Genomic DNA, 11,537 nt, shown 5'->3' on the forward strand with positions numbered 1-11,537 from the left:
GGTCGACACAAGTCGAACCGCTAGAATACTGAGAGTGAAAAAATGCGTCTTACGAAATACGCCTTTATCTTAAGCGCCGCTTTGGGAATTTACGCACCCTTGCAGGTTCCGGCACTGGCTCAGGCCGGGTTCGACTGTGGTAAAGCTTCGAGCGCAACGGAAAAAGCAATTTGCTCCAAGCCGGATATTGCCGAAGCGGATCGCGCGATGTCGCTGGCCTATTCTGCACTGCTTGAAAGATCCAGCCCGGCCTTGAAGACAGCGCTTCGCAACGATCAGGCCGCCTTTATCAAGACCCGGTCTGAAGCATTTGAAAGCAATCTGTCCAATCTGGACAACAGACTGACCGGCTTGCATGACCGTACAGAGATGCGCGCGGAGTTCCTGAACTGGGTGTCGGTTGTCGACAACACTTCGCTTGAAGGCAAATGGAGCAATGCCTGGGGCGTCATTAATGTCGAGAAGGACCAATCCGGCAAGCTCACCGTGAGCCTTGATGTTGCCGATCAGGCAAACGGCACCTGGGTATGCAGCTTCAGTGGTGCGCTTGAGCAGAAATCAGCCAGTGAGGCTGAATTCAAAGGTGACGGTGGCCCTCTGGTGTTGCGTCTCGACGGGGCTACGCTCAATGTTCCGACACCGTTTTGCGATGAGACAACATCAGGTGGCTTTGGCACTGCGGCTGGCACGTATTTCCGGATGGGTGCCCCTTAGCCGCTTATATTGCCGGCGTGCCGTTATGTTTGTTCTGCTCAGGAACTTAATCGAGGAACTGGCCGGGCATGAACCAATCGAAATCTGTCAGAAAGCGGAATTGGTGCTTCTCGGCGATCATATCCCTGATTTTTGGGGCCGTGACGGCATTCATTTTCTATTACATCGTCTTCTTCGGCGTGGGTAGCGACGGCTACCTCGTCATTTTCTGTGTTTATACGGCGCCGGTAGGGATCCTTTTTGGTCTTTGGGGCCTGTTTTACTGGCGCAGCTCTGTTGCTTTCCTAGGGCTGGTTCTGAGCCTTTCGCCCCTCGTCTATCTGTGATTACACGATGAAAAGGGTTCCTCAGCAGGCGTGATCGATAAATGGTCTGGGGAGATGTTCCAATGCCAGTTGCGAAAATTTGCAACTGGCGCTCGGGAGGTGCATAATCGCGCTATGAGTGAATCGCACAAAAAACCCGATTATGAGTATGAGCTACGGCAGGCTGGGGTCCGAATTACACGGCCACGCCGCATCATTCTCAATATTTTGACCGAAACGGAAGACCATCCGGATGCGCTTGAGATTTTTCGGCGCGCGGTCGAGATCGATACCAGCATTTCGCTTTCGACTGTCTATCGGACAATGAAGCTGCTGGAAGAGCGCGGCGCAATTCATCGTCATGCTTTTGCTGGCGGGCCGTCGCGCTTTGAACAGGCGAGCGGCGCCCATCATGACCATATCATCGATATGGACAGTGGCGAGGTCGTCGAATTTCGCTCTGACAAGATCGAAAAACTGCAGGAAGAAATCGCCCGCACGCTCGGTTATGAGATCGTTCATCACCGTCTCGAACTTTATTGTAAAAAAATAAAATCCTAACGGAACTAAAATCGCTCATCGGCGTTTTGCATATGAAGACCACAACCCGCCCCGCAAGTGGTCTTCATCGCCCGCTTCAATCTCCCCGTATGAAGTGGGCAGCGAGAATGCCGCGCAGACGCCCCCGTTTATGCAGCTGGCGTTCCGCATATTCAAAGAAAAGCCGTTGTGGTGAGGACCATAACGGCTTTTCTTTTATCCAGCTTTAGAGCGCCATGCGCCCTCTCGGGCGCATAAAGGTCTCTCTAACACTCTAAATTTACAGCATAATTCCTTAAACTGATTCAAGTTTAAGGAATTATGCTGTAGAGCGCGTTTCACCCTTTCCGGGATGCGCGTTAATGCAAAAACTCCACGAGTATGACTCATGGAGTTTTGTTCAAGCTCAAGTGGCAACTGAACTTGTTCCAGGCGTGATACGTCAGCATCTTGAGCCGCCTTGGTATAATTGATGTTTAAAATATGCAGCTCAGGAATCGAACTGTTCGGCTGGCACTGTCAGAGAATAGACGGCACCTGCGCCATCGACGCGGTAATCTGCCTTGCCGCCGACTGCTGCTGGCACGATCCGTTGCAGGACTGCACTGCCAAAGCGCGGGTCATGATTATAAACCTCTGGCATGGCCGGATTGGTTTCTTCCCAATGGATGACGAGTTCTTCATCGCCTTTTTCGGAGCGGTGGATTTTTGCAGAAATCACCACGCGACCGTAAGGGATAGAGAGGCCGCCAAAAGAGGTCGCATTGATAATCAGTTCATGTAACGCCAAGCCGACATGCAAAGCCGCGCCCGGGAAGAGATAGGGATTATCACTTTCGACAGTCAGGCGGTCATCATTGATGTCGATATATTTCTCGATCTGCGAATGAACGAGGTCGAGAAACAACGCTCCGTGCCAATTGGAATCCGTCACCAGGTCCTGTGAATAGGAGAGGGACTGTATGCGGCCGCGAAACTTGAGAAGGAAATCATCAACAGAATCGGTGAAGCGAGCAGTCTGGCTCGCAATGCTTTGCACGATGGCGAGCAGATTCTTGGAGCGGTGACTGACTTCGCGGAGCAGTGTTTTTAACACCTGCTCACGGCGTTTCATTTCGCTGATCTCAAGTGCGGTCGTAACAAGACCGAGCACATTGCCCTCAGAATCACGATCGCAGTCGATGTGAAATTCTATCCAGCGCAGCTTGTCGCCGTCGTTGATGGCGAGCTCGACATTCTGTGCGGTTCCACTTTCCAACGCTGTGCGTTTGGCGTGATCGAGCCGGGACATGGAGGTTGAGAAAATGAAATCGCAATCCTGACCGCCAACTCTCCATTTTTCCTGCCAGTAGGATGGAATATTTTCACCCCAGGCATAGAAAAGGTCGGGCGTCTGATACAGAACGCAAACATTGCTGTTACGGACAGCTCTCAGCAGTGCGCGCAAACGTGAAGCATCGGGCTCTGTGTCTTTGAGGGATTGGTGTGATGCTGCCATGAATGCCTCAACTGCCGCCCGTTTTAGAATCAAAATTGACTGGTGACTTATAAAAGCTGGTACTGGAAAAATGAACGACACTCGGCATTGTGTTAGGAAGGATGCTGACTGTCATAGGGCTCAAAGGTTTTGATTTGTTATGAAAACCAATAATCGCGCCGTTGTTTGAGGCCATACAACGGCGCGATGGTTCTTTGGGCTTATGGAAGGCGATATAGCGCCCCCCGCCTGTAAGCAGATTTCTGTCTATTACGCCTTGCGAATAGCCGATGCGATCAGAGATACGACCAACAGGGCAAGGAATACGAAGAACAGAATCTGAGCGATACCTGCTGAAGCACCGGCGATACCACCGAAGCCCAGAGCACCTGCTACCAGAGCTACGACGAGAAAAACGAGAGCGTAATAAAGCATTTTGAATCTCCTCTTCACTGATTGAAAGAGAAACGTTCGATCTATGCTTTTGGTTCCTCGAAATAGACAATTTACAGGTCCCGCCCCCAAAAAAATCACGCTTTTTCAAACGGATGGTTATTTGCCTCGTGCGCAGCTATGAGAAAGCGAATTCAGGTCTTTCGCTATGCGCTTTAAAGCCAATCCCCCTGAAAAGAGCGGATCTTTACAGGGGGGCTAACTTACCGGCTACAGCACAAAGGTCGCTCTATGTGCAGAAACTTTACGCAGCAACCTGCGCAGCTTCCTCAAAGAACAGAGCCTGGCTTATGAGCGCTTTGACCATGTCCGGGTTAAATGGCTTCGTAACCAGGAACGTCGGCTCTGGTCGTTCTCCCGTCAGGAGGCGTTCGGGGAAGGCCGTGATGAAGATCACGGGAACGGTATCGTCCTGCAAAATTTCGTTGACTGCATCGATACCCGAACTGCCGTCGGCAAGCTGGATGTCGGCGAGAACCATGCGCGGCTTTTCTTTGCGATAAAGCTCAAGCGCTTCATCTTTGGTGCGTGCAATACCCACGACCTCATGGCCGAGGCTCTCCACCATCTGCTCGATATCCATGGCGATGAGCGGCTCGTCTTCGATAATCATGATGCGGGTTGCAACCTGCTTCGAGATTTCGGTGGAAGCTGCTGCAAGAATTCGCCCGAACTCACCATCTTCGAGTTCGAGAATTTCGGCTGCTTCACGATCGTTGAAACCTTCGACTGCGACGAGAAGAAATGCCTGTCGCGGCAAGGGGGCAATATGTGAGAGATTGCGCGCTGCCTGTTTTTCCCAAGCAAACTCGGAAGCAGGTTCCGGAATTTGAACAGAGGCCGTTTTGTAAAGATTGCAGAAAAGTCGATAAAGCGCGATCCGGTCCGCGGAGGCCTGCGGGAAAATGCTTATATCTGCGATCAGGGCTTCCAATGTGGCTGCTACATATGCATCACCCGAAGCCTGCGACCCGGTGAGGGCGCGCGAAAAACGGCGAAGATAGGGAAGGTGCGGCGCAATACGCGTCGATAACGTCATGATTCTGAGACTCCTCACTGCCGCAATTCTTGTTTTTCTACATACACCGCTGAAACCCGAAAGTTTCTGGAGAATGTTATAGAGCGCGGCATTATGGTACTCAAAACGCCACGGATTTAAAAAAGTTCCATGCAGATGCGATAAATTAGGGAACTTTTTGAGATCGGGTGCATTTAGGCTGTCGAGCAGGGGCTTGGTAACAGTGGAACATGGCTTGATGCCTGGATTTAATTAGAGATGACTGAAAAGAAAAACCTTCATGCGAACGGGGCCGGGTTAAGGCTTAACGGGCGCGTCCGGAAGGACATTTTGGGTCCGAACTGCGAAGTGGGTCTCAAACTAAAAGCGCTTTATACTTCGATACAGGACGAGACCATTCCGGATCGTTTTCTGGATTTGCTGGAAAAACTCGATCAGGTTGAACAGGAGAGTATGCGTGAGCAGAACACTGGTTCCGTCGGCTGAGGAGTTGGCGCAGTTCAAGCGCGAACTGCTCGCGTCCTTGCCGAGCTTGCGCGCGTTTGCAGTATCGTTAATCGGTAAGCATGACCGCGCCGACGATCTCGTTCAGGACACAATCATGAAAGCCTGGGCCAAGCAGGATTCTTTCGAGTTGGGCACCAACATGAAGGCTTGGCTGTTTACAATTCTGCGCAATGAATTCTACACGCAGATGCGTAAGCGTGGTCGCGAAGTGCAAGACACGGATGGCATCTTCAGCGAACAGCTTGCAGTGCATCCTTCCCAATATGGCACGCTTGATCTGCAGGATTTCAAGGCAGCTCTTGAACAGTTGCCGGATGATCAGCGCGAAGCCATTATTCTGATTGGCGCATCTGGCTTTGCCTATGAGGAAGCGGCAGAGATTTGCGGATGTGCTGTTGGCACAATTAAGAGCCGTGTGAGCCGCGCCCGTACGCGTCTGCAAGAGATTTTGAAGATTGAAGGCGATGGCGATTATGGTCCGGATGCCGATTCCTCTCGCGTAACTTTGAGAAGTTTTGCCTGACAGTCGTCGTCTGACTTCAACATTTGCATCCAGCGGTGCATGCGCTGAGCAAATGTTGGAACTAAAAACGGCCACTAGAGCGCCGTGCGCCCTCTTGGGCGCACAAAGGTCGCTCTAACACCTATATTTACAGCATAATTTTACCTTAAACTGATTCAAGTTTGAGGAATTATGCTGTAGGCTTTATCGACTTGAAGATTTCGCCTTACTAATATTTGTTAACTAAACCAGCGCCAGAGAACGTTCACGCTCTCTGGCGCTGGTTTGCAGCTTCAAAACGTTGACGTGCGGACCAGATAGGGATGCGTGAAACGCGAGGCCAAAGCTTAAAGCGCATTCCGAAAAGTGCGACGCGGTTTTCGGAGCAAGATGCGCGTAAAAACAAACGGATCGAGCATTTTCAATGATCCAATCAAAGCAGGAAATGCTCTATTAGATTTATCGTGGACCGACCTTTGCCAGCAGCCTTTTCAAACCGCGTTATTAAGCCGTCATGGCGACCGATTGCTCTTATCGTGTCGCTCAGTCTGGTTTTGCTTTCGGCATTGATAACGCTGTTTCTTTCCTCCGGCGTTAACAGTCAGGTCGTTGATATATCGAAGAATTTCGAACTGCGTGAGCAGGTCGGACGCGTGACCAGAATTGCTTATAACATCGAGATGAGCCGGCGCGGCTATCTTCTGACGCTCGATGATACCTATCTTGAACTGTATCAGCGCTCTATCGTGAACATCGATCAAACCATGTCCGACCTTGCGGCGCTGACGCAGGACAATCCGCAACAGGATGCTCGTGTTCGAAAGATAAAAGCGCTGGTCGAGCGCGCACATGATGACGTGCGTGAAACGATCAATCTTGCCAAGGCCGGTAAGGTGCAGGAGGCGATCAACAAGGTGAGGGGTGATGAGGGCAAGATCCTCATGGACCAGCTCTCCGATACCGTTTCCCAGTTTATCGATATCGAAGAACGTGAACTGGCTGAACGCAACGCGCATATTGATCGGATGCGCTACTGGATGACCGCTGCGTCGATCGTTGCGCTGATATCGGCTGTCATGCTGGGCTTTTTGCTTTTCACACGCGTTCAGCGTACAGCGCGCGCCCTCATTGAAGGGCAGACTGTGTTGCGCTCGGAGAAGGAGCTTCTTGAAGAGCGTGTGAGAGAACGGACGATGGAACTGGAACAGGAACGCGCAATCGCTGAACACGAGCGCAAGCGCGTCGAGATTTTGTTGCAGGATTCCAATCATCGCATCGGCAATTCGCTGGCAACAGTGTCGTCACTGCTTGGCCTGCAATTGCGCCAGACACAGAGTGAAGAAGCACGCGCTGCGCTCTCTGCTGCACGCGACCGTGTTCAGACCGTTTCGACGGCACATCGCAGGCTAAGGCTTGGCGAAGATATGGAATCGACCCGTGTCGATGAATTCCTCGAGACTGTTATCGAAGATATTCGCAATGCCATTGGCGAGGACCGCAAGATCAGCTTCCATACGGATTTTGCACCGCTTGATCTCAAGGCGCGAGATGTCACCACCATCGGCATCATTTTGGGCGAGCTTATAACCAATGCCGTCAAGCACGCCTTCAAGGGGCGTTCCGAAGGTGAGATTTCCGTAAGCTTCACGCTGGATGACGATACCGGAACCCCTGCGTTGATAGTAGAGGATAACGGCGTTGGCTGGCAGAAGAACAGCACGGCGGATGTTAAGGAACAGATGGGTCTCGGAACGCTGGTTGTCGAGCAGCTCTGTATGCAGTTTGGCGAAAAGCCGGTCTATGCTTTGGCTGAGAACGGCTCAGGTACGCGCGTCATCGTGCGGCTCGCATCCCTCGCAAATGTGAAATCTGAAGACACAGCAAAGTAAAATTGATTAGCAATGAAGAAGACGGCTATGGCTATTATCGGCCATAGCCGTCCGCATATTATTTGCGCTTCTTTTTGTCTGAAAGCAGACTAACCAAAGCAATACCTGCAAGTGGTAATGCGACTGCCAAAATCGGCCGTTTCAAAATCGAAGGCACAGTCGCGATGGCTGCAGTGGCCATCAAAGCCGACTTATCTGCTTCGATGCGTTGTTTGCGCTTCTTCTCCTCAGCTGCAGCCTGAATTTTCAGAACTGCGAGAATGAGCAGAGCGAGGATCAGCGACAAGCCCGCCAGAATGAGCGCTGCAATCGGGCCCCCGTAATTCTCTGCAAGCGCCAGAAAAGCAGCAACACAAAGAAACACCGCCGCGATAAGGCCGAAGACAGCGATTGCCGCACCGAAAATAGCGGCACGCTTGGCGCGTCCGGTGAGGAGCTTCAGCTCTTCACCGGCAAGGGATGCCACGACTGGCGCGAGAAGTTTCAGCATGGCGCGGATCAGCGGCGCGAGAGGAGCGCAAGAAGATAGCCGACGCCAAGTGCTGTCGCTATCGATGCAATCGGGCGTTCGCGTATGGTTTCAGTAAGCTGTGCTTCGACGTCCTGCGCTTTGTTCTTCAAGTCGCCGACAACATCTTCGCTCTGATGATATGCGCTTTTATAGGTTTCCTTGGCCGTGCGTTTGGCGTCGCGAACCGTCTGCGTGCCGAGATTTGCCAGGGTTGCAGCAATGGCTGCGATATCTTCTTTGAGCTGTTCGACCTGAGCCTGAAGGTCTTCGGTTGTCGAATCGGTCAGTGCTTCTTCGATCTTTTCCTCAATCTTACGCGTATTGGTTGTTCCGCGCGCCATGTCAGGCCTCCTGTTCGATCACTGGTCTGCAACATCTGTTGTTCAGCCAATATAACGTTGGTCAGGCCCAATGGTTGCATGCAAAGAGGCGCAACAGCAACTCAATGCACGACCTTCTATCAGTCATGGTAAATATCGTCAGATGCGCTCACTGAGAGTGGTTCCATTTAATAGGAATCATTGAAACCGCTCTATCTTTTTGTTTCTAAGCATTATTCGACGCAAAACCGCTTCGCACTTCTGCTGGAAATGCTTTAATCAAGCGAAGAGCAGGTAAGCAGCACCGAGGATCGTGATGACTGCAAGACCGTAATGCGCTGGCTTGAGCAGGCGCTGCTGCACGGGCATTGGATCTTCATTGCCTGCCATGGCTGTGCGTGCTGCATTTTCGAGCACCTGAATATCCTTGAGCATCATTGGCATGTCCTCCACAAGCCTCACGCAAACCCGCGCAATTCATGAGAAATGTCAGGTCTCTCCGTCTTATCTATATCACGTCTGATTTGAAGTTTTTATGCAATAGGTATTTCTTACGTGCTCTACCTAGATTTTGGGCTCCTGACTGCGGGAAATTGTCACTAAATTCAAAACATGACTTGCATCATCATGTTAATGAGAGGTAAGAAAAGGCCCAACAAGCGGCGCAACGGTCTGCATGGACCATCTGTTATGCGCGCTCGGACCTGAACAATCAAAAGGCGATCAAAATGACTGGTTTCTGGCGAAAAGGCTTCACGGCTGCGGCGATGGGCGTGGGGCTGCTGGCATTTGCGAGTTCTGCACTTGCGCAAAGTGCGTCTGAACCTGCAACCAATAATCCGGCTGCGACCAGTCCTGCGCCAACAGCTCCTGCACCAGCAGCGCCCGCTGCAAACGAGCCAACAATGCCAGCGCCGACCAATCCGGCACCAGCGCCTGCAGCGCAAGAGCCAGCAACTCCAGCGCCTGCAACCCCGGCGCCAGCTGCCCAGGAACCTGCATCGCAGGCTCCTGCCGCCAATCCGGCGCCAGCGACTGAACCAGCCGCCGCACAGCAGCCAGCGCCTGAAGCAGCGCAGCCAATTGCGCCTGCAGCAGAAGCGCCTGCATTTGTACTGCCACACGATCTGTCGCCTTGGGGCATGTTCATGGCGGCTGACTGGGTGGTCAAGTCGGTCATGATCGGCCTTGCTCTTGCATCGCTTGCAACCTGGACCGTCTGGGTTGCCAAGTCGCTCGAACTGGCTGGCGCACGCAGCCGTGCCAAGCGCGCTTTGAAGATCATCGGACATTCTGCAACGCTGTCAGACGCAGTTCGCTCGCTTGAAGGTGCGAAAGGACCTGCTGCAATCCTCGTGCGTGCGGCGGAGGACGAAGTGCGACTCTCCGGTCCTGCTCTGGCTCGCGCCGGTGGCGAAGGACTTAAAGAACGTGTTTCTTCGCGTCTGTCGCGAATTGAAGCCAAGGCTGGCCGCCGCCTTTCCAAAGGCACGGGCGTTCTTGCAACCATCGGCTCGGTCGCGCCTTTCGTTGGCCTGTTCGGTACTGTTTGGGGCATCATGAACTCGTTCATCGGCATCAGCCAGGCGCAGACCACCAACCTTGCAGTTGTTGCCCCTGGTATCGCTGAGGCGCTGCTTGCAACAGCTATCGGCCTCGTTGCCGCTATCCCGGCTGTTGTGATCTATAACGTGTTTGCCCGCGCCATCACCGGTTATCGCTCGCTGCTGGCTGATGCCGGGGCAGGCGTTGAACGCCTCGTAAGCCGTGATCTCGACTTCAGAACTGCTGGTGTGTCTGAAGGCAAGCTACACGCTGCGGAGTAAGCAATATGGCTGGCAAAATTCGCGAAGGCGGCGGCGACGATCTGGAGCTGAACCATGAAATCAACGTGACGCCGTTTATCGACGTCATGCTGGTTCTGCTGATCATCTTCATGGTTGCCGCACCACTGGCAACGGTTGACATCAATGTGGACTTGCCTGCATCGAGCGCAACACCTGCGCCGCGCCCTGACAAGCCGATTTATGTGACGCTCAAAGAAGATCTCAGCATCAGCGTTGGCAACGACACTGTGGTTCGTGAAGGTCTTGGACCAAAACTCGACGTCGTATCCGAAAAGAACAAGGAAGCACGCGTCTTCCTGCGCGCCGACAAAAATGTCGGCTATGGCGAGTTGATGCGTGTGATGAACCTGTTGCGTGAAGCAGGCTATCTCAAGATTGCGCTGGTGGGCCTTGAAACACTCGGAGCGACGACGCCCGATGGTTCGGCTCCCGCTACGCAAGCGCCCGCTACACAAGCTCCAGCGACGCAGGGAGCGCAGTAAAATGAGCAGGCTTCCGCCCGAACATCCCCCAATAAAGAATGTGGCGTCGGCTGATAGCCATCATCATTCCTTTTGGCATGATGCAGGGCGTTGGCTTGGTGCAGGCATTATCGTGCTCAGCGTTCATGCGGCTGGCGCTTATGCCGTGCATATGACCAGGGACGAAGACCAGCCGGATGGCGCGCAGATCGCCGCGATGGTGATTGAGCTTGCTCCCGAGCCCGAAGCGCCGATGGAAGAGCAGGTATCAGAAGCACCGCAGCAGGAAACCGCTGCCGAGCCTGAAGAGCAGGTCGAGCCTGAGCCTGTACCTGAAGAAATTAAGGAACCGGAACCTGAGCCTGAGCCAGAACCTGTTCAGGAACCTGAAGAAGTTGTTCCGGATGTGGTTGAAGCGCCTAAGCCGGAAGTGGCCGTGCCGCTGCCGATTGAAAAGCCTGAACCAAAGCCTGAAAAGAAAGTTGAAAAGCCTAAGCCTGAAAAGCCTAAGCCGGTGCAGAAGGTTGAAAAACCCAAGCCCAAAAAGGCTGAAAAAGCCAAGGAAACCAGACAGGCTAGCGCTCCGCGTATGGATGCCGATAACGGCGCCAGGGCTGCAGCCAATCGCCGTGGTGAGAATAATGCCTCAGCCGGTGTGAGTTCCGCCAAGTGGACATCCAAGCTGCAAGCCCATATGGCGCGTAATGTACGGTTCTTGCAGCGTAAGGCGAGCAGAAATTCCAAGGGGCTGGTGCAGGTTACTTTCGTCATCGATCCGTCGGGCAACGTGCTGTCTGCACGCCTTGCAGGGTCATCGGGCGATCCAACTGTGGATCAGATGGCACTGGAAGCCGCGCGCCGCGCCTCTCCGGTTCCTGCACCTCCTGCAGCAATGGCGAAAGCGCGTATGCCGATTACTCTGCCATTGCTTTTCAAGTAAGCAACGCAATCTCTCAATAAAAACGCCGGTCTGTGTCCAGACCGGCGTTTTAC

Annotated in this window: 15 protein-coding genes; 9 read left to right on the top strand and 6 right to left on the bottom strand. The window is 53.0% G+C overall.

Features of this window, described 5'->3' with window-relative positions; all coding sequences use genetic code 11:
- Window positions 1-42: 42 nt before the first annotated feature.
- The 3 genes from QSJ70_RS19915 (at window position 43) to QSJ70_RS19925 (ending at window position 1,580) form a co-directional block, all read left to right on the top strand.
- A complete protein-coding gene (locus QSJ70_RS19915; protein WP_007876542.1) occupies window positions 43-714 on the top strand; it encodes a lysozyme inhibitor LprI family protein in 672 nt (223 codons plus the stop codon).
- Window positions 715-782: 68 nt separating this feature from the next.
- Complete coding sequence (locus QSJ70_RS19920) at window positions 783-1,040, top strand: hypothetical protein (RefSeq protein ID WP_039860144.1); 258 nt, start codon at window positions 783-785, stop codon at window positions 1,038-1,040.
- Window positions 1,041-1,154: 114 nt separating this feature from the next.
- Window positions 1,155-1,580 (top strand): ferric uptake regulation protein, encoded by a 426-nt coding sequence (locus QSJ70_RS19925; RefSeq protein WP_007876540.1) that lies wholly within the window; start codon window positions 1,155-1,157, stop codon window positions 1,578-1,580.
- Window positions 1,581-2,049: 469 nt separating this feature from the next.
- On the opposite strand, the gene QSJ70_RS19930 is transcribed toward QSJ70_RS19925, so the two are convergent.
- The 3 genes from QSJ70_RS19930 to QSJ70_RS19940 form a co-directional block, all read right to left on the bottom strand.
- A complete protein-coding gene (locus QSJ70_RS19930; protein WP_007876539.1) occupies window positions 2,050-3,057 on the bottom strand; it encodes a sensor histidine kinase in 1,008 nt (335 codons plus the stop codon).
- 249 nt (window positions 3,058-3,306) lie between these two features.
- Window positions 3,307-3,471 carry a DUF1328 domain-containing protein gene (locus tag QSJ70_RS19935; protein ID WP_007876538.1) on the bottom strand — a complete coding sequence of 55 codons (165 nt, stop codon included), beginning with the start codon at window positions 3,469-3,471 and terminating at the stop codon, window positions 3,307-3,309.
- A gap of 262 nt (window positions 3,472-3,733) precedes the next feature.
- Window positions 3,734-4,528 carry a response regulator gene (locus tag QSJ70_RS19940; protein WP_007876537.1) on the bottom strand — a complete coding sequence of 265 codons (795 nt, stop codon included), beginning with the start codon at window positions 4,526-4,528 and terminating at the stop codon, window positions 3,734-3,736.
- 237 nt (window positions 4,529-4,765) lie between these two features.
- Here QSJ70_RS19940 and QSJ70_RS19945 point away from each other — a divergent pair, with 237 nt between their 5' ends.
- From QSJ70_RS19945 to QSJ70_RS19955, 3 genes are all read left to right on the top strand, one after another.
- Window positions 4,766-4,993: a NepR family anti-sigma factor gene (locus QSJ70_RS19945; protein ID WP_007876536.1), complete on the top strand. Its 228-nt coding sequence runs from the start codon at window positions 4,766-4,768 to the stop codon at window positions 4,991-4,993.
- A complete protein-coding gene (locus QSJ70_RS19950) occupies window positions 4,965-5,537 on the top strand; it encodes an RNA polymerase sigma factor (RefSeq protein WP_007876535.1) in 573 nt (190 codons plus the stop codon). Before QSJ70_RS19945 ends, QSJ70_RS19950 begins: the two co-directional genes overlap by 29 nt.
- A gap of 443 nt (window positions 5,538-5,980) precedes the next feature.
- Window positions 5,981-7,405: a sensor histidine kinase gene (locus tag QSJ70_RS19955; protein WP_502871698.1), complete on the top strand. Its 1,425-nt coding sequence runs from the start codon at window positions 5,981-5,983 to the stop codon at window positions 7,403-7,405.
- Between the two features lie 58 nt (window positions 7,406-7,463).
- Here QSJ70_RS19955 and QSJ70_RS19960 read toward each other — a convergent pair whose 3' ends face one another.
- The 3 genes from QSJ70_RS19960 to QSJ70_RS19970 all read right to left on the bottom strand — a co-directional run bounded on the left by QSJ70_RS19960 (window position 7,464) and on the right by QSJ70_RS19970 (window position 8,674).
- Window positions 7,464-7,895: a hypothetical protein gene (locus QSJ70_RS19960; protein ID WP_285538971.1), complete on the bottom strand. Its 432-nt coding sequence runs from the start codon at window positions 7,893-7,895 to the stop codon at window positions 7,464-7,466.
- A gap of 8 nt (window positions 7,896-7,903) precedes the next feature.
- On the bottom strand, window positions 7,904-8,257 hold the full coding sequence (locus QSJ70_RS19965; protein ID WP_007876524.1) for an ElaB/YgaM/YqjD family protein: 354 nt from the start codon (window positions 8,255-8,257) through the stop codon (window positions 7,904-7,906).
- A 258-nt stretch (window positions 8,258-8,515) separates the two neighbouring features.
- Complete coding sequence (locus QSJ70_RS19970; protein ID WP_167377097.1) at window positions 8,516-8,674, bottom strand: hypothetical protein; 159 nt, start codon at window positions 8,672-8,674, stop codon at window positions 8,516-8,518.
- 467 nt (window positions 8,675-9,141) lie between these two features.
- Here QSJ70_RS19970 and exbB point away from each other — a divergent pair, with 467 nt between their 5' ends.
- From exbB to QSJ70_RS19985, 3 genes are read left to right on the top strand one after another with little or no spacing between them, the layout of a single operon-like run.
- Window positions 9,142-10,062, top strand: a complete 921-nt coding sequence (gene exbB / locus QSJ70_RS19975) for a tonB-system energizer ExbB (RefSeq protein WP_502871701.1) — start codon at window positions 9,142-9,144, stop codon at window positions 10,060-10,062.
- A 5-nt stretch (window positions 10,063-10,067) separates the two neighbouring features.
- Window positions 10,068-10,565, top strand: coding sequence for a TonB system transport protein ExbD (gene exbD, locus QSJ70_RS19980; RefSeq protein ID WP_007876518.1), 498 nt, complete (start codon window positions 10,068-10,070; stop codon window positions 10,563-10,565).
- A gap of 1 nt (window position 10,566) precedes the next feature.
- Entirely contained in the window at window positions 10,567-11,484 is a 918-nt protein-coding gene (locus QSJ70_RS19985) for an energy transducer TonB family protein (RefSeq protein WP_064321030.1), read from the top strand.
- Window positions 11,485-11,537 lie beyond the last annotated feature (53 nt).

Origin of the sequence: Brucella sp. NBRC 12950 (assembly GCF_030268145.1) — a bacterium.
Taxonomy (GTDB): Bacteria; Pseudomonadota; Alphaproteobacteria; order Rhizobiales; family Rhizobiaceae; genus Brucella.

Excerpts from the sequence above, each read along its gene's own strand:
- QSJ70_RS19925 (WP_007876540.1), top strand. The coding sequence starts at position 1,155 with ATGAGTGAATCGCACAAAAAACCCGATTATGAGTATGAGCTACGGCAG.
- QSJ70_RS19920 (WP_039860144.1), top strand. The coding sequence starts at position 783 with ATGAACCAATCGAAATCTGTCAGAAAGCGGAATTGGTGCTTCTCGGCG.
- exbD (WP_007876518.1), top strand. The coding sequence starts at position 10,068 with ATGGCTGGCAAAATTCGCGAAGGCGGCGGCGACGATCTGGAGCTGAAC.
- QSJ70_RS19960 (WP_285538971.1), bottom strand. The coding sequence starts at position 7,895 with ATGCTGAAACTTCTCGCGCCAGTCGTGGCATCCCTTGCCGGTGAAGAG.
- QSJ70_RS19930 (WP_007876539.1), bottom strand. The coding sequence starts at position 3,057 with ATGGCAGCATCACACCAATCCCTCAAAGACACAGAGCCCGATGCTTCA.
- QSJ70_RS19945 (WP_007876536.1), top strand. The coding sequence starts at position 4,766 with ATGACTGAAAAGAAAAACCTTCATGCGAACGGGGCCGGGTTAAGGCTT.
- QSJ70_RS19935 (WP_007876538.1), bottom strand. The coding sequence starts at position 3,471 with ATGCTTTATTACGCTCTCGTTTTTCTCGTCGTAGCTCTGGTAGCAGGT.
- exbB (WP_502871701.1), top strand. The coding sequence starts at position 9,142 with ATGCCAGCGCCGACCAATCCGGCACCAGCGCCTGCAGCGCAAGAGCCA.
- QSJ70_RS19915 (WP_007876542.1), top strand. The coding sequence starts at position 43 with ATGCGTCTTACGAAATACGCCTTTATCTTAAGCGCCGCTTTGGGAATT.
- QSJ70_RS19940 (WP_007876537.1), bottom strand. The coding sequence starts at position 4,528 with ATGACGTTATCGACGCGTATTGCGCCGCACCTTCCCTATCTTCGCCGT.
- QSJ70_RS19965 (WP_007876524.1), bottom strand. The coding sequence starts at position 8,257 with ATGGCGCGCGGAACAACCAATACGCGTAAGATTGAGGAAAAGATCGAA.
- QSJ70_RS19970 (WP_167377097.1), bottom strand. The coding sequence starts at position 8,674 with ATGATGCTCAAGGATATTCAGGTGCTCGAAAATGCAGCACGCACAGCC.
- QSJ70_RS19985 (WP_064321030.1), top strand. The coding sequence starts at position 10,567 with ATGAGCAGGCTTCCGCCCGAACATCCCCCAATAAAGAATGTGGCGTCG.